We start from the raw sequence: 14,279 nt of genomic DNA on the forward strand, positions 1-14,279 counted from the left end.
GACAGCATCAGCGCCCCGTCAAAAAAGGGCGCTGGAAGTTTGCCGCAATCGTGTCGACACGTCACCTTCGTCCGAATGTCAGCCCAGTCGCGACGGGGAGAGCATCTGGGTGTTCAGACCGAAGCGAGTCAGTTGCTCGGGCAGGGCTTCACCGCGTACCAGTGCAGCGCTGGCCTGGCCCATGGCCGGCGAGGTCTGGATGCCATAACCGCCTTGTGCCGCTACCCAGAATAACCCCGGCACCTGCGGATCGAAACCGGACAGCAAATCACCGTCGCTCACGAAACTGCGCAAGCCGGCCCAGGTGCGGGTCGGACGGCGGATGGTCAGGGTGGTGGCTTCTTCGATCTGGTAGATGCCCATTGCGATGTCCAACTCTTCGGGCTGCACGTCGTGCGGTTCCACCGGGTCGGCGTTGGCTGGCGAGCCGAGGAACATTCCGGCGTCGGGCTTCATGTAGAAGGATTCGTCGAGGCTGACCAGCATTGGCCAATGGTGGATGTCCACGCCCTCGGGGCCAGCGAAGATGAACGCCGCACGGCGCTTGGGTTGCAGGCCCAGTGGTTTGGCACCGGCGAGCTCACCGATTTTGTCGGCCCAGGCGCCTGCTGCGTTGATGATGATCGGGGCGCTGAATGTCTGACCGCTGGTTTGCACATGCCACACACCTTCGGCGTCCCGGGTCAGGCCCATGACTTCGCTGTCGGTATGAACTTCGCCTTTGTTGCGTCGGATACCGCGCAGGTAGCCCTGGTGCAAGGCATCGGTGTCGATGTCGCTGGCAGTCGGGTCATAAATCGCACCATGGACTTTTTCCCGGCGCAGAATCGGCAGGTGCACGCAGGCCTCGTCGGCGCTGAGCAGCTGCATCTCCGGCACCGTGGCTTTGGCACTCAGGTATTGATTGTTCAGTTCGGCCGGGTCGCCGGTGAAGTCCACGGTCATCTCGCCACGCGGGGTCAGCAGCGGGTGTTCGCAGAAACCGGCCGGCGGCGCGTCGAAGAAGTCGCGACTGGCTTGGGTCAGCGCCCGAACTTGAGGCGTACCGTAGGCGGCGGTGAACAGTGCGGCTGAACGTCCGGTGGAGTGGTAAGCCGGATGGGACTCGCGTTCGAGCACGATCACTCGGGCGTGCTGCGACAGCCAGAAACCGGTGGAAGCGCCGGCAATCCCGCCGCCGATGATGATGAAGTCTGCCTGGCTCATGAACGTCTCCTGATGGGGCGTAAATGCCGAAATTGTAGAGATCCTCTGTAGGAGCGAGGCTTGCCCGCGAAAGGAACGCCGCGGCCTGTCAGGCACACCGCGTTATCGTTCTTCGCGGGCAAGCCTTGCTCCTACAGGGTTTGCTGGTGTTAGTGCTGTAGGCGGTAGATAGCGTTGGCCAGCGCGATGTCTTCCAGGCCCAGGCCAATGGAGCGGAAGAACACATGACGGTCGTAGTCGGGGCGCTGGACTTTTTCGCTGAGCAGATCGGGCAGGTCGCCGATGATCGCGCCCTTGTCCCAGCCATGTTGTTCACCGGCAATCAGCATCTCGCCGGCCGAGCCTGGGGTGGTCAGACGATAGTCGCAGAACACTTGCATGTCATTGAGGCTCTGCGGCGGTACTTCGTGGGCACGTGGCGCGTTGGTACTGATGGAGGTGATCAGTGCCGGTTTGCTCAAACTTGAGGGATCGATCACCGGGCCTGCGGAAGAGGTGCAGAGCATGATGACATCGGCGTCTTGCACGACCGCTTCACGACTGTCGACGATGGTCAGGCGTGGATCGAGGCTTTTGAGCTGCGCCAATACCTCGGGATTCTTGTCGCTCAGGCTCGGTGAGTAGAGGCTGATGCTCTGCCAGTCGCGCAGGCCTTTGACGTAGTGCAGGTGTGCCTGGGCGACCTTGCCGCTGCCGATGATCGCCAGGTGTCGGGCCTTGAGCGGGGCGAGGGCGTCGACCGCCACTGCTGTGGTTGCAGCGGTGCGTGCCGTGGTCAGTTCACCGGCATCGCAGAGCAGCAACGGCTGACCGGTCTGCATCGACATCAGCAGCGTCCAGGCGGTCACCAGCGGGCCTTGTTCACGCACGATGTATGGCGAAGTCTTGACCCCGTAAACGCCGTCTTCGGCCAGCACGCCCAAGTAGTTGATGAAATCGCCAGCGCCCTGTGGAAACTCCACTAGCTGCTGCGCCGGTTGCACAGCTTGCCCGGCGGCCAGGTCGCGGAACAGTTTGCGCAGGATCTGCGGCACGTCGACTTGCGCCAGCAGCTCGCGGGCCTGAGGTTGGGTGATCACGTAAGGCGTACTGGACATGGTCGGCTCCGGGAGCTGGAAGTAAACTAATTTGTCCATTATGGACTTTTAGTTGTCTCGATCAATGTCCGGACGAAAAAAAAGCGCAGTCCGTTTCCGGCTGCGCCTCTTTTAATGCGACCCGCGTTACGGGCGCTTGCGCTCAACCGCCCGCAGCAGATGCGTCGGTGGCGTTTCACAGCTGATCTTGCGACCCAACAGCGCCTCGATGGACGGTAGCTGGTAGGAGTCATCTTCACCGGCAAAACTGATGGACACGCCATCAGCGCCGGCACGACCGGTGCGGCCGATACGGTGCACGTAATCGTCCGGGACTTCCGGCAGGGTGAAGTTGATCACGTGGCTGATGCCGTCGATGTGAATGCCGCGACCGGCCACATCGGTGGCGACCAGGACGCGGATCTTGCCTTCGCGGAAACCTTCCAGGGTCTTGATGCGCTTGTGCTGCGGCACGTCGCCGGACAGCTGCGCGGCGTTGACGCCGTCACGCACCAGGCGTTCTTCGATGCGCCGCACTTCATCCTTGCGGTTGGCAAACACCATCACCCGCTCCCAACCGTTGTCGTTGACCAGGTTGTAGAGCAGTTTGTATTTGTCGGCGCCGGCCACGGCGTAGATGTGTTGTTCGACGTTTTCGCTGGCCACGTTCTGCGACTCGATCTCGACGATCGACGGGTCGGTGGTCCATTGCTTGGCCAGGTTCATCACGTCTTCGGTGAACGTCGCGGAGAACAGCAGCGTCTGACGCTCGTTCTTCGGCGGAGTCTGGCGAATGATCTGACGCACTTGTGGGATGAAACCCATGTCGAGCATCCGGTCGGCTTCGTCCAGGACCATGACTTCGACCATGTCCAGGTGCACGTCGCCGCGCTGGTTGAAGTCTAGCAAGCGGCCCGGTGTGGCCACGAGGATGTCGCAGTGACGGGCTTCGAGGTGCTTGAGCTGTTTGTCGAAGTCCATGCCGCCGACAAACGTCATGACGTTGAGGCCGGTGTATTTGGTCAGGTCGGCTGCGTCCTTGGCAATCTGCACCACCAGTTCACGGGTCGGTGCAATGATCAGCGCCCGCGGCTCGCCCATATAACGCTCTTTCGGCGGCGGAGTTTCCAGCAACTGGGTGATGATCGAAATCAGGAACGCTGCGGTTTTGCCGGTACCGGTCTGGGCGCGGCCAATGGCATCTTTGCCGGCCAGGGTGAAGCCGAGGACTTGTGCCTGGATCGGCGTGCAATACGGGAAGCCCAGGTCCTGGATGGCGTGCATCAGTTCGGGGGCGAGTTTGAAATCGTGGAATCGGGTTTTGCCTTCCTGGGGTTCGACGGCGAAGTCTTCGAGTTTCCAGGGGATAACCGGTGCTTTTGGCTTCGGTTCGCGACGCGGTCGGGCAGGTTTCGCAGCTTCGCTGCTCGGTTCTTCAGAGGCCTGAGCCTCAACGGGTTGGACGGCCGGTGTGGTCATCGGCTCGTGCTTCGGTACCGCTACGGTTGCGGTCCGGCCAGACTGATTACCGTCGGTGCGGTGGCTGGGATGGTGAGACGGAGCGCTGGAGACTGGCGCGAGCTGCTCAGTCTCGCTTTTACCGAACATTTTCTTGAGTGCTTTGAGCACGGTCATCTCATCGATTGGTTAAGGAATATACGCCGGCCAGTGTAATGCAAGAATCGGGCGCGGCGTAGTGGGATGGATCAATGGGCTGCTTTTCACATAAACAGTTAACGCAAGCGCTCGGCGAGCCAGACACCAATGTCGCGAATTTCCTCGGGTAACACTTCGTGGCCCATTGGGTATTCCTGCCATGTCACGGTGACACCATGCTGCTTTAAATACTCGTAGGCGGTGCGGCCCATGGAGTTTTGAACGACGTCATCGTACTGGCCGTGTAAAGACAGCACAGGAATGCGTTGCTGGCTGGCGGAAAGCTCCAGTTCATCGCTGAAGGTCGGTGCATAGGTCGAGAGGGCAAGTACGCCACCCAGTGGCCCCTGCCATTTCAGAAAGGCTGTGTGCAATACCACCGCGCCACCTTGGGAAAAACCGGCAAGAAAGATGCGCGAGGCGTCTATTCCGCTGGCCTTCTGCTCTTCGATCAAATCAAAGACCCGTTGCGCGGACGCTTCCAGCTGCTCGCGGTTGATCGCGCGCGCGGGGCTCATGGCCAATATGTCGTACCAGCTCGGCATCTCGTAACCACCATTGATGGTCACGGCGCAGGTCGGTGCCTGAGGGAGAACGAAGCGGGTGGTCAGCAGGCTTTCCTGCAACGCCTCGGCCACCGGCAAGAAGTCGTAGCGATCGGCGCCCAGGCCGTGCAGCCAGATAACGCAGGCGTCTGCGGGCTTGACGGGCTGAAGAATCAAGGGCTCGGTCATGGTTGCTCCAATTTTGTGCAGACGCTCTCATTGGGTGCAAGGCCCGAGTGCACGTCTGGTTGATCAGTTAATAAGATGTCGCAAGGCTACAAGTTTTGCTATTGACCTGTCGCGCAATCGCTTCGGCGAGCGGTCTGGTACGGGGTTTGCTATGGGGAAACGGTGCAACCCATCTCGCGCCTTGCGGTAACACTATCAGTGTACTGCTGGCGGTGGGATAGCAAAGAATCCGGTGATGGATGTTCGCCAGTGGCCGCTACGGGCTTCGCGAACGTGAAAGGGCTACAGCCCGTTCGGCCGATTGGTGAGAAGTGAGTTGTCCATGATGTGGATTTTCTCCTACTAGACTCATAGCGCAGGTCTTACGTCGGTTGACCCCAAAAAAGCCAACACGGGTCAACAACGCCTCATAAGGGTGCGACTGGACTCAAGCTCCGACACAACAAGAGCAAAACTGGAGGTTTGAATGAAGATGTTGAAATCCACCCTGGCTATCGTGACTGCAGCCGCAGTACTCGGTGTCAGTGGGTTCGCTCAGGCGGGTGCAACCCTGGATGCAGTGCAGAAGAAAGGTTTCGTACAGTGCGGCGTCAGTGACGGTCTGCCTGGCTTCTCGGTACCGGACTCGACTGGCAAGATCATCGGCATCGATGCTGATGTCTGCCGCGCTGTGGCCGCTGCCGTATTCGGCGACGCGACCAAGGTCAAATTCAGCCAGTTGAACGCCAAAGAGCGCTTCACCGCGCTGCAGTCCGGCGAAATCGACGTGCTGTCGCGTAACACCACCTGGACCAGCTCCCGCGATTCGGGCATGGGCCTGGTGTTTGCCGGTGTGACTTACTACGACGGCATCGGCTTCCTGGTGAACAACAAGCTGGGCGTGAAGAGCGCTAAAGAGCTCGACGGCGCCACCATCTGCATTCAAGCCGGTACCACCACCGAGCTGAACGTTTCCGACTACTTCCGCGGTAACGGTCTGAAATACACCCCAATCACCTTCGACACCTCCGATGAAAGCGCCAAGTCGCTGGAATCCGGTCGTTGCGACGTGCTGACCTCCGACAAATCCCAGCTCTATGCACAACGCAGCAAGCTGGCGACCCCGACCGACTACGTCGTTCTGCCGGAAACCATCTCCAAGGAGCCTCTGGGCCCGGTCGTGCGTAAAGGCGACGAAGAGTGGTTCAGCATCGTCAAGTGGACTCTGTTCGCGATGCTCAACGCTGAAGAAATGGGTATCACCCAGAAAAACGTTGAAGCTGAAGCCAAAGCCACCAAGAACCCGGACGTCGCTCGTCTGCTGGGCGCTGACGGTGAATACGGCAAAGACCTGAAAGTGAAGAAAGACTGGGTCGTGCAGATCGTCAAGCAAGTGGGTAACTACGGTGAAGTGTTCGAGAGAAACCTCGGCAAAGGCACTCCACTGGCCATCGACCGCGGGCTGAACGGCCTGTGGAACAACGGCGGCATTCAATACGCACCACCAGTGCGCTGATGGTTCTATCACCCGGTGGGCCAACCACCGGGTGATGTTCTGTTCCATTATTTGCGGGGCACTTCATGCAAAATTCAATCGGCGCACCAAAGCAGAGGCTCAGCCTCAGCGATCCAAAAGTGCGTGCGTGGCTATTTCAGATCATCACCATTGTGGCGGTGGTCTCGATGGGCTGGTATCTGTTCGACAATACGCAGACCAACCTTCAACACCGGGGCATTACCTCCGGTTTCGACTTTCTGGAGCGCAGTGCCGGTTTCGGCATCGCTCAACACCTGATCGACTACACCGAATCGGACAGCTATGCCCGGGTGTTTGTCATCGGCCTGCTCAACACGCTGCTGGTGACCTTCATCGGCGTGATCCTGGCGACGATCCTCGGGTTCATCGTTGGTGTGTCACGGCTGTCGAAGAACTGGATCATTGCCAAGCTGGCGACGGTGTATGTAGAGGTTTTCCGTAACATTCCGCCGCTGCTGCAAATCCTGTTCTGGTACTTCGCGGTGTTCCTGACCATGCCGGGGCCACGCAACAGCCATAACTTCGGTGACACCTTCTTCGTCAGCAGCCGTGGCCTGAACATGCCGGCCGCGTTGGCGGCGGATGGTTTCTGGCCGTTTGTGGTCAGCATTGTCGTGGCCATTGTCGCCATCGTGCTGATGAACCGCTGGGCGACCAAACGCTTCGAAGCGACCGGTGTCCCGTTCCACAAATTCTGGGCGAGCCTGGCGCTGTTTCTGGTCATCCCTGCGCTGTGCGGGCTGATCTTCGGCGCGCCTGTGCACTGGGAAATGCCGAAGCTGCAAGGCTTCAACTTCGTCGGGGGCTGGGTGCTGATCCCGGAACTGCTGGCGCTGACCTTGGCCCTGACGGTGTACACCGCGGCGTTCATCGCCGAGATCGTGCGTTCGGGCATCAAGTCGGTCAGCCACGGCCAGACGGAAGCGGCGCACTCGTTGGGTTTGCGCAACGGTCCGACCCTGCGCAAGGTGATCATCCCGCAAGCCCTGCGCGTGATCATTCCACCGCTGACCAGCCAATACCTGAACCTGGCGAAGAACTCCTCGCTGGCGGCCGGTATCGGTTATCCGGAAATGGTCTCGTTGTTTGCCGGTACGGTGCTGAACCAGACCGGGCAGGCGATCGAGGTGATTGCCATCACCATGAGCGTGTACCTGGCGATCAGTATCAGCATTTCCCTGCTGATGAACTGGTACAACAAGCGCATTGCGCTGATCGAGCGGTAAGGAAAAGCGCATGACGACTCATACTTTCAAGCCTGACATGCCTCCACCGAGCAGAAGCATCGGTGTCGTGGCGTGGATGCGCGCGAACATGTTCTCCAGCTGGCTCAACACCTTGCTGACCCTGTTTGCGTTCTACCTTATTTACCTGGTGGTCCCGCCGATTCTGGAATGGGCGATCCTCGATGCCAACTGGGTCGGCACCAGCCAGGCTGACTGCACCAAGGAAGGCGCCTGCTGGGTGTTCATCCAGCAACGCTTCGGCCAGTTCATGTACGGCTACTACCCGGTGGACCTGCGCTGGCGCGTTGACCTGACCGTATGGCTGGCGGTCATCGGCGTGGCACCGTTGTTCATCTCGCGCTTCCACCATAAAGCGGTGTATGGCCTGAGCTTCCTGGTGCTGTACCCGATTGTTGCCTGGTGCCTGCTGCACGGCGGCGTGTTCGGCCTGACTCAGGTGGCGACCAGCCAGTGGGGCGGCCTGATGCTGACCCTGGTAATTGCCACTGTCGGTATTGCCGGTGCGTTGCCGCTGGGTATTGTCCTGGCGCTGGGCCGTCGTTCGAACATGCCGGCGATTCGCGTGGTCTGCGTGACCTTCATCGAATTCTGGCGCGGCGTACCGTTGATCACGGTGCTGTTCATGTCCTCGGTGATGCTGCCGTTGTTCCTGCCTGAAGGCATGAACTTCGACAAACTGTTGCGGGCACTGATCGGCGTGATCCTGTTCCAGTCGGCCTATGTCGCCGAAGTGGTGCGTGGCGGTCTGCAAGCGATTCCCAAAGGTCAGTACGAAGCGGCTGCAGCGATGGGTCTCGGTTACTGGCGCAGCATGGGCCTGGTAATTCTGCCGCAAGCCCTGAAGCTGGTAATCCCTGGCATCGTCAACACCTTCATTGCGCTGTTCAAGGACACGAGCCTGGTGATCATCATCGGCCTGTTCGACTTGCTCAACAGCGTCAAACAAGCCGCCGCCGACCCGAAATGGTTGGGCATGGCCACCGAAGGCTATGTGTTCGCGGCCCTGGTGTTCTGGATTTTCTGTTTTGGTATGTCGCGCTATTCCATGCATCTGGAACGCAAGCTCGACACTGGCCACAAGCGTTAGGAGTTCTGTAATGAGCGAAGCAATCAAAAAGCCTGTGAGCCCTGAAGGCATTATTCAGATGCAGGGCGTGAACAAGTGGTACGGCCAGTTCCACGTGTTGAAAGACATCAACCTGAACGTTAAACAGGGCGAGCGTATCGTCCTGTGTGGCCCGTCGGGTTCCGGCAAATCCACCACCATCCGTTGCCTCAACCGTCTGGAAGAACACCAGCAGGGCCGCATCGTGGTCGATGGCGTGGAGCTGACCAACGACCTCAAGCAGATCGAATCGGTCCGCCGCGAAGTCGGCATGGTGTTCCAGCACTTCAACCTGTTCCCGCACCTGACCATCCTGCAGAACTGCACCCTGGCGCCGATGTGGGTGCGCAAGATGCCCAAGCGCAAGGCCGAAGAAATCGCCATGCATTACCTGGAACGCGTCCGCATTCCGGAGCAGGCGCATAAATTCCCGGGGCAACTGTCCGGCGGTCAGCAACAGCGTGTGGCGATTGCCCGTGCCCTGTGCATGAAACCGAAAATCATGCTGTTCGACGAACCGACCTCGGCACTCGACCCGGAAATGGTGAAAGAGGTGCTGGACACCATGATCGGCCTGGCTGAAGACGGCATGACCATGCTCTGCGTGACCCACGAAATGGGCTTCGCCCGCACCGTGGCCAACCGTGTGATCTTCATGGACAAGGGGGAAATCGTTGAGCAGGCTGCGCCTAACGACTTCTTCGATAATCCGCAGAACGAGCGCACCAAGCTGTTCCTGAGCCAGATCCTGCATTGATGCCAGGATGACTGGTTAAACAAACCCGGCCTCGCGCCGGGTTTGTTTTTTGTACTTCTGATGCTCAGGACACGGTGAGCGTTTCATGTTCCTTGTGCACCGTATCCTTGAAACCCCTCAAGTCCGCTCCTTCACCCAGGGTTCTCGCATCCGCGAGCAAGTGCGGGTAGCGATCAAGCAAGCGCATCAGCACCATCAGCGCCTTGGGTGGTAGTAATTCGCCGCGCTCATAGCGCGAAAATGCATTGTGTCCGCCGCCGGACAACAGCAGCACCGCTTCTTTTTGCGATAGATGCAGCTTGCGGCGGATGCGCTTCATCTCGTTGCCGATCATTTGTCTGCCGGCCATGACCAGTTCATCACCTGCGTCTGCATAGCGCTCCACACAACCGGGGTCGAATATCACTTCCCCGCATGCCTGGCACTCCCATCCAGACAAGTCATCGACCCGGCGCTCCATTCCCTTGACGCTCAAGGTTTCGCCGCGACCTTCGAAGTGCCTCATTCCCTCGCGCGCGCCGCAGCTGAAGCATTGTTTTGTAATCATGGGTTTTTCTCCTTGAAGGAGATCACCGGAGGTTCACCGCCTGAGCAATAAGTGACCTTGATGTAAATCTCCAGATCGTGCGAAGTGATGTGGTAGACGTCTTGCCAGATTCGATGATCGTCATAGGTGGTCATCGATTTGTACAACATCTTGCTGTGCAATTCGAAAATGACTTCTTGCATCTCCCTGATGCTGAAGCCGAGGTCCATGCCGCTTTTCAGTGCGGTCTTGGTAAACGCGCCTTTGCCAAGCCGCCTGACATCTGCCTTTATCACCGAGAGATTGTAATGGGGTGTGTTCTTCTCCATAAGAAACCGTAAGTCCTGTCCCTGAAATTACCCTTAAAGGGTAATTTTGACTAATCGAAAATCCCGCTCCATTCCCTCTCTCTGACCGTAGGCGGTTGCCGTCCTACATGAAGCTGACTAACATGTCAGAAAATTCATCCTATGATTGGATGAAAGGGCGAATCTTATGTCAGACATTTCTCCGCTAGTTAAACGGTCCCTGGTCGACCAGGCACTGGACCAGTTACGCCTGCGCATCACCGAAGGCGTGTGGACGGTCGGCCAGCGTTTACCCACCGAGCCCGAGCTGTCCGCCGAGCTGGGCATCAGCCGCAACACCGTGCGTGAAGCCATGCGCGTATTGGCGTTTTCCGGGTTGATCGAAATCCGTCAGGGCGACGGCAGCTATTTGCGGGCGGTGGTCGATCCGCTCGACACCCTGAAGGCGTTGTCCCGCTGCTCCCACGAACAAGCCCGGGAAACACGGCACATTCTGGAAGTCGAGGCCATCGGCCTGGCCGCGTTGCGTCGCACCGACGAAGACCTGGTGGCATTGCGCGAGGCGTTAGGCGTCAGTGGCAGTCACTACCATGGCGATCTCGACACGTATATCGCCTGCGATCTGGTGTTCCACCGCCGTCTGGTTGACGCCGCACACAACCCGACGCTCAGCGAGCTGTACCGCTATTTCTCCAGCGTCGTCGGTGCGCATTTGCGCGAGACCCTGAACATTTCACCCCGACGCCAAGAGGTGTTCGACCTTCATATCGCACTGCTTGATGCCGTCGAACAACGTGACCCGGAACGGGCCAAAGCCCTGTCGAGGCAGTTGATCAATGAACCTTGAAACCGAGAACCCCATGTCCAGCCAGCAGGTCAACAACAGCAGCATCCCCCAGGCCAAGCGCACGGCGGAGCTCGAAGAGCTGCTGATCGACGCCGAGGCGGATGACGAACAGGTCCAGCAAAGTCACCCGATCCTGCGCCGCCCGTGGCTGTTGTTGCTGGGCCTGATTCTGGTGGCGCTGAACCTGCGCCCGGCGCTGTCGAGCATGGCGCCGATGCTCAGTGAGGTTTCGAAAACCCTCGGTTTGTCGGCAGCCCAGGCCGGTTTGCTGACGACGTTGCCGGTGCTGTGCCTTGGCTTGTTTGCACCACTGGCGCCCGTGCTGGCACGACGTTTCGGTGCCGAGCGAGTGGTGTTGGGCATTCTCTTGATGTTGGCCGGCGGGATCATCCTGCGCAGTTCGTTCGGCGAGATCGGCCTGTTTGCCGGAAGCGTGCTGGCCGGCGCGAGCATTGGTGTGATCGGCGTATTGCTGCCAGGTATTGTTAAACGCGACTTCGCGAAACACGCGGGCACCATGACCGGCGTCTACACCATGGCCCTGTGCCTGGGCGCGGCGATGGCAGCAGGGGCGACCGTGCCGTTGAGCGAGCATTTCGACAAGAGCTGGGCGTTGGGCCTCGGCTTCTGGGTGGTTCCGGCATTGGTCGCGGCGATTTTCTGGTTGCCGCAAGTCGGCCAGAAACACGGCGCGCACAACGTCGCGTATCGGGTTCGCGGTCTGCTGCGTGATCCACTGGCCTGGCAAGTGACGCTCTACATGGGCCTGCAATCTTCTCTGGCCTACATCGTGTTCGGCTGGTTGCCGTCGATCCTGATCGGTCGCGGCCTGACGCCGACCCAGGCAGGCCTGGTGCTGTCAGGCTCGGTCATCGTTCAGTTGGCGAGTTCACTGGCGGCGCCATGGCTGGCGACGCGTGGCAAGGATCAGCGTCTGGCGATCGTCATCGTCATGCTGCTGACCCTTGGCGGCTTGTTCGGTTGTCTTTACGCACCGATCGAAGGCTTGTGGGGTTGGGCGATCCTGCTGGGGCTGGGGCAGGGCGGTACGTTCAGTCTGGCGTTGACCTTGATCGTGCTGCGTTCGCGGGACGCTCATGTCGCGGCGAACCTGTCGAGCATGGCCCAGGGCTTCGGTTACACCCTGGCGTCCATGGGCCCGTTCGCGGTCGGCCTCGTGCATGACTGGACCGGCGGCTGGAACGCCCTGGGCTGGATTTTCGGCATCATCGGCCTGGGAGCGATCATCGCCGGCCTGGGCGCCGGACGTTCGCTGTACGTCCAGGTCAAAAGCGAAAAGGTCTGACACCCGCACACTGTCGGTATTCGGCTCACGAATGCCGATAGTGTTCCGCGCCTTTGTTGACTATCGTGCAGGCAATCTTTTGAAACCACTTTGCGCATCTATTTGCACATCCAGAGGGAGCCTGTCCATGAGTGATGCCCACAACGCATTGATCACCCAGTTCTACCAAGCCTTCCAGCGGCTGGATGCCGAGGCCATGAGCGCCTGCTATACCGACGACGTGGTGTTCAGTGATCCGGCATTCGGCGAACTGCGTGGCCGCGATGCCGGCGACATGTGGCGGATGCTCACCACTCGGGCCAAGGATTTTTCCCTGACGTTCGATAACGTGCGCAGCGATGAGCGCACGGGTGGCGCCCATTGGGTGGCAACGTATCTGTTCAGCCAGACCGGCAACACCGTGGTCAACGACATTCAGGCGCGGTTTGTTTTTCGCGATGGCAAGATTTGCGAGCATCACGACAGCTTCGATCTGTGGGCCTGGTCCCGACAGGCGCTGGGTTTCAAAGGGCTGTTGTTGGGCTGGACGCCGGTGGTGAGAAACGCCGTGCACGCGCAAGCCTTGAAGGGCCTGAAGGCATTCCAGGCCAGTCGCTGATAAGATCGCGGCTTGTTTCCTTTCAAGCCTTGATCGTCACGTGAGCACCCCGAGCGAATCTTCCGTCATTACCGCCGAACCGGCGCTGCCAGTCAGCAAACCCTGGTTCGTCTACCTCGTTCGCGCGGCCAATGGTTCGCTCTACTGCGGGATCAGCGATGATCCCGTGCGCCGCTTCGCCACGCACCAGAGTGGCAAGGGCGCGCGTTTTTTCCTCTCCAGCCCGGCCGTGGCATTGGTCTACACCGAAGCCTGCCGCGACAAAAGCGAAGCGCTGCGGCAGGAACGGCTGATCAAAAAACTCAAGAAAAGCGCCAAGGAATGCCTGGTGGCGAGTGCTGTTGCGGGCTTATCAATCTGACTGATAAGTGCCCATCAGGCAGATGGCTGGGCTGCTCAGGGAATGCGCGCTAAGCTGCGGATTCCCTATCCGTGCGGCGGAGCCGAGCATGTCAGAGTTAATTCTTCATCATTACCCGACGTCCCTTTTCGCCGAAAAGGCCCGCTTGCTGCTGGGCTTCAAGGGGCTGTCCTGGCGCTCGGTGAAGATCTCGCCGGTGATGCCAAAACCCGATCTGACCGCGCTGACCGGCGGCTACCGCAAGACGCCGGTATTGCAGATTGGCGCGGATATCTATTGCGACACGTCGCTGATCGCCCGTCGTCTGGAGCAGGAAAAAGCCTTGCCGGCGTTCTTCCCGGAAGGTCAGGAAATGATTGCCGCCACGTTCGCCGCATGGGCGGATTCGGTGGTGTTCCAGCACGCGGTCAGCCTGGTGTTTCAACCGGAATCGATTGCCGTGCGCTTCGGCAATATGCCGCCGGAAGCGATCAAGGCGTTCATTGCCGATCGCGCGGAGTTGTTCAGCGGTGGCAGCGCCACACGGCTGTCGGCAGAGCAGGCCCGGCATCAATGGCCGACCATCATGGCGCGTCTGGAACAACAGCTTCAGCGCGAGCAGGGCGACTTCCTGTTCGGCGAGCCGTCGATTGCCGACTTCGCCCTGGCCCATCCGTTGTGGTTCCTCAAGGCTACGCCCGTCACTTCACCGTTGGTCGATGCTTATCCAGCGGTTTCGGCGTGGCTGGGTCGCGTGTTGGGCTTCGGTCATGGCGCGTTCAGCGAGATGAGCTCCGAGGAGGCGCTGGAGGTTGCGCGCAATGCCACACCGGCCGCATTGCCGGATGAGCAATTCGACGAGCCGAATGGTTTTGAGGCTGGCCAGCAGGTGGTCATTGCCGCCATCGATTACGGCGTTGACCCGGTGGCGGGTGAATTGCTGTTTGCAGGCAGTGAAGAATTGATTCTGCGTCGCGAAGACGAGCGGGGCGGCGTGGTGCATGTGCACTTTCCGCGGTTCGGGTTCCGCATCGAAAAACGCTGAGCCCCACGCCTT

General features: G+C 59.6%; 15 protein-coding genes. 9 read left to right on the forward strand and 6 right to left on the reverse strand.

Annotation, left to right across the window (positions count from 1 at the left end; genetic code table 11):
* Positions 1-78: 78 nt before the first annotated feature.
* The 4 genes from CKW16_RS21640 to CKW16_RS21655 form a co-directional block, all read right to left on the reverse strand.
* Positions 79-1,206: an FAD-binding oxidoreductase gene (locus CKW16_RS21640; protein WP_095130523.1), complete on the reverse strand. Its 1,128-nt coding sequence runs from the start codon at positions 1,204-1,206 to the stop codon at positions 79-81.
* Positions 1,207-1,355: 149 nt separating this feature from the next.
* Positions 1,356-2,303, reverse strand: coding sequence for an ornithine cyclodeaminase family protein (locus CKW16_RS21645; RefSeq protein WP_176471584.1), 948 nt, complete (start codon positions 2,301-2,303; stop codon positions 1,356-1,358).
* Between the two features lie 126 nt (positions 2,304-2,429).
* A complete protein-coding gene (gene rhlB, locus CKW16_RS21650; protein ID WP_095130527.1) occupies positions 2,430-3,917 on the reverse strand; it encodes an ATP-dependent RNA helicase RhlB in 1,488 nt (495 codons plus the stop codon).
* 98 nt (positions 3,918-4,015) lie between these two features.
* On the reverse strand, positions 4,016-4,672 hold the full coding sequence (locus CKW16_RS21655) for an alpha/beta hydrolase (RefSeq protein WP_095130530.1): 657 nt from the start codon (positions 4,670-4,672) through the stop codon (positions 4,016-4,018).
* A gap of 466 nt (positions 4,673-5,138) precedes the next feature.
* Between CKW16_RS21655 and CKW16_RS21660 the strand changes: the two genes are divergently transcribed.
* The 4 genes from CKW16_RS21660 to CKW16_RS21675 all read left to right on the forward strand — a co-directional run bounded on the left by CKW16_RS21660 (position 5,139) and on the right by CKW16_RS21675 (position 9,297).
* The gene (locus CKW16_RS21660) at positions 5,139-6,167 is read left to right on the forward strand and encodes an amino acid ABC transporter substrate-binding protein (RefSeq protein WP_095130532.1); all 1,029 of its coding nucleotides are present in this window, start codon (positions 5,139-5,141) and stop codon (positions 6,165-6,167) included.
* A 65-nt stretch (positions 6,168-6,232) separates the two neighbouring features.
* Positions 6,233-7,414, forward strand: coding sequence for an amino acid ABC transporter permease (locus tag CKW16_RS21665; protein ID WP_095130534.1), 1,182 nt, complete (start codon positions 6,233-6,235; stop codon positions 7,412-7,414).
* Between the two features lie 10 nt (positions 7,415-7,424).
* Complete coding sequence (locus tag CKW16_RS21670) at positions 7,425-8,522, forward strand: amino acid ABC transporter permease (RefSeq protein ID WP_095130536.1); 1,098 nt, start codon at positions 7,425-7,427, stop codon at positions 8,520-8,522.
* Positions 8,523-8,532: 10 nt separating this feature from the next.
* A complete protein-coding gene (locus tag CKW16_RS21675) occupies positions 8,533-9,297 on the forward strand; it encodes an amino acid ABC transporter ATP-binding protein (protein WP_008147575.1) in 765 nt (254 codons plus the stop codon).
* Positions 9,298-9,361: 64 nt separating this feature from the next.
* Here CKW16_RS21675 and CKW16_RS21680 read toward each other — a convergent pair whose 3' ends face one another.
* Positions 9,362-9,844 carry a type II toxin-antitoxin system MqsA family antitoxin gene (locus tag CKW16_RS21680; RefSeq protein ID WP_095130538.1) on the reverse strand — a complete coding sequence of 161 codons (483 nt, stop codon included), beginning with the start codon at positions 9,842-9,844 and terminating at the stop codon, positions 9,362-9,364.
* Positions 9,841-10,152 carry a type II toxin-antitoxin system MqsR family toxin gene (locus CKW16_RS21685; RefSeq protein ID WP_095130540.1) on the reverse strand — a complete coding sequence of 104 codons (312 nt, stop codon included), beginning with the start codon at positions 10,150-10,152 and terminating at the stop codon, positions 9,841-9,843. Before CKW16_RS21685 ends, CKW16_RS21680 begins: the two co-directional genes overlap by 4 nt.
* A gap of 166 nt (positions 10,153-10,318) precedes the next feature.
* On the opposite strand from CKW16_RS21685, the gene CKW16_RS21690 reads away from it, so the two are divergent.
* The 5 genes from CKW16_RS21690 to CKW16_RS21710 all read left to right on the forward strand — a co-directional run bounded on the left by CKW16_RS21690 (position 10,319) and on the right by CKW16_RS21710 (position 14,267).
* Positions 10,319-10,978: a FadR/GntR family transcriptional regulator gene (locus tag CKW16_RS21690; protein WP_046048223.1), complete on the forward strand. Its 660-nt coding sequence runs from the start codon at positions 10,319-10,321 to the stop codon at positions 10,976-10,978.
* On the forward strand, positions 10,968-12,284 hold the full coding sequence (locus CKW16_RS21695) for a CynX/NimT family MFS transporter (protein WP_095130542.1): 1,317 nt from the start codon (positions 10,968-10,970) through the stop codon (positions 12,282-12,284). The genes CKW16_RS21690 and CKW16_RS21695 overlap by 11 nt, the downstream gene beginning before the upstream one ends.
* A gap of 127 nt (positions 12,285-12,411) precedes the next feature.
* A complete protein-coding gene (locus CKW16_RS21700) occupies positions 12,412-12,882 on the forward strand; it encodes a nuclear transport factor 2 family protein (RefSeq protein ID WP_095130544.1) in 471 nt (156 codons plus the stop codon).
* 40 nt (positions 12,883-12,922) lie between these two features.
* Positions 12,923-13,243 carry a GIY-YIG nuclease family protein gene (locus CKW16_RS21705; protein WP_095130546.1) on the forward strand — a complete coding sequence of 107 codons (321 nt, stop codon included), beginning with the start codon at positions 12,923-12,925 and terminating at the stop codon, positions 13,241-13,243.
* 88 nt (positions 13,244-13,331) lie between these two features.
* Positions 13,332-14,267 carry a glutathione S-transferase family protein gene (locus CKW16_RS21710; RefSeq protein ID WP_095130548.1) on the forward strand — a complete coding sequence of 312 codons (936 nt, stop codon included), beginning with the start codon at positions 13,332-13,334 and terminating at the stop codon, positions 14,265-14,267.
* Positions 14,268-14,279 lie beyond the last annotated feature (12 nt).

The organism is Pseudomonas sp. Irchel s3h14 (assembly GCF_900187425.1).
Lineage (GTDB): Bacteria > Pseudomonadota > Gammaproteobacteria > Pseudomonadales > Pseudomonadaceae > Aquipseudomonas.

Bases quoted from the DNA above. Each gene is read 5' to 3' on its own strand.
- CKW16_RS21640 (WP_095130523.1), bottom strand. From the start codon at position 1,206: ATGAGCCAGGCAGACTTCATCATCATCGGCGGCGGGATTGCCGGCGCT.
- CKW16_RS21645 (WP_176471584.1), bottom strand. From the start codon at position 2,303: ATGTCCAGTACGCCTTACGTGATCACCCAACCTCAGGCCCGCGAGCTG.
- rhlB (WP_095130527.1), bottom strand. From the start codon at position 3,917: ATGACCGTGCTCAAAGCACTCAAGAAAATGTTCGGTAAAAGCGAGACT.
- CKW16_RS21655 (WP_095130530.1), bottom strand. From the start codon at position 4,672: ATGACCGAGCCCTTGATTCTTCAGCCCGTCAAGCCCGCAGACGCCTGC.
- CKW16_RS21660 (WP_095130532.1), top strand. From the start codon at position 5,139: ATGAAGATGTTGAAATCCACCCTGGCTATCGTGACTGCAGCCGCAGTA.
- CKW16_RS21665 (WP_095130534.1), top strand. From the start codon at position 6,233: ATGCAAAATTCAATCGGCGCACCAAAGCAGAGGCTCAGCCTCAGCGAT.
- CKW16_RS21670 (WP_095130536.1), top strand. From the start codon at position 7,425: ATGACGACTCATACTTTCAAGCCTGACATGCCTCCACCGAGCAGAAGC.
- CKW16_RS21675 (WP_008147575.1), top strand. From the start codon at position 8,533: ATGAGCGAAGCAATCAAAAAGCCTGTGAGCCCTGAAGGCATTATTCAG.
- CKW16_RS21680 (WP_095130538.1), bottom strand. From the start codon at position 9,844: ATGATTACAAAACAATGCTTCAGCTGCGGCGCGCGCGAGGGAATGAGG.
- CKW16_RS21685 (WP_095130540.1), bottom strand. From the start codon at position 10,152: ATGGAGAAGAACACACCCCATTACAATCTCTCGGTGATAAAGGCAGAT.
- CKW16_RS21690 (WP_046048223.1), top strand. From the start codon at position 10,319: ATGTCAGACATTTCTCCGCTAGTTAAACGGTCCCTGGTCGACCAGGCA.
- CKW16_RS21695 (WP_095130542.1), top strand. From the start codon at position 10,968: ATGAACCTTGAAACCGAGAACCCCATGTCCAGCCAGCAGGTCAACAAC.
- CKW16_RS21700 (WP_095130544.1), top strand. From the start codon at position 12,412: ATGAGTGATGCCCACAACGCATTGATCACCCAGTTCTACCAAGCCTTC.
- CKW16_RS21710 (WP_095130548.1), top strand. From the start codon at position 13,332: ATGTCAGAGTTAATTCTTCATCATTACCCGACGTCCCTTTTCGCCGAA.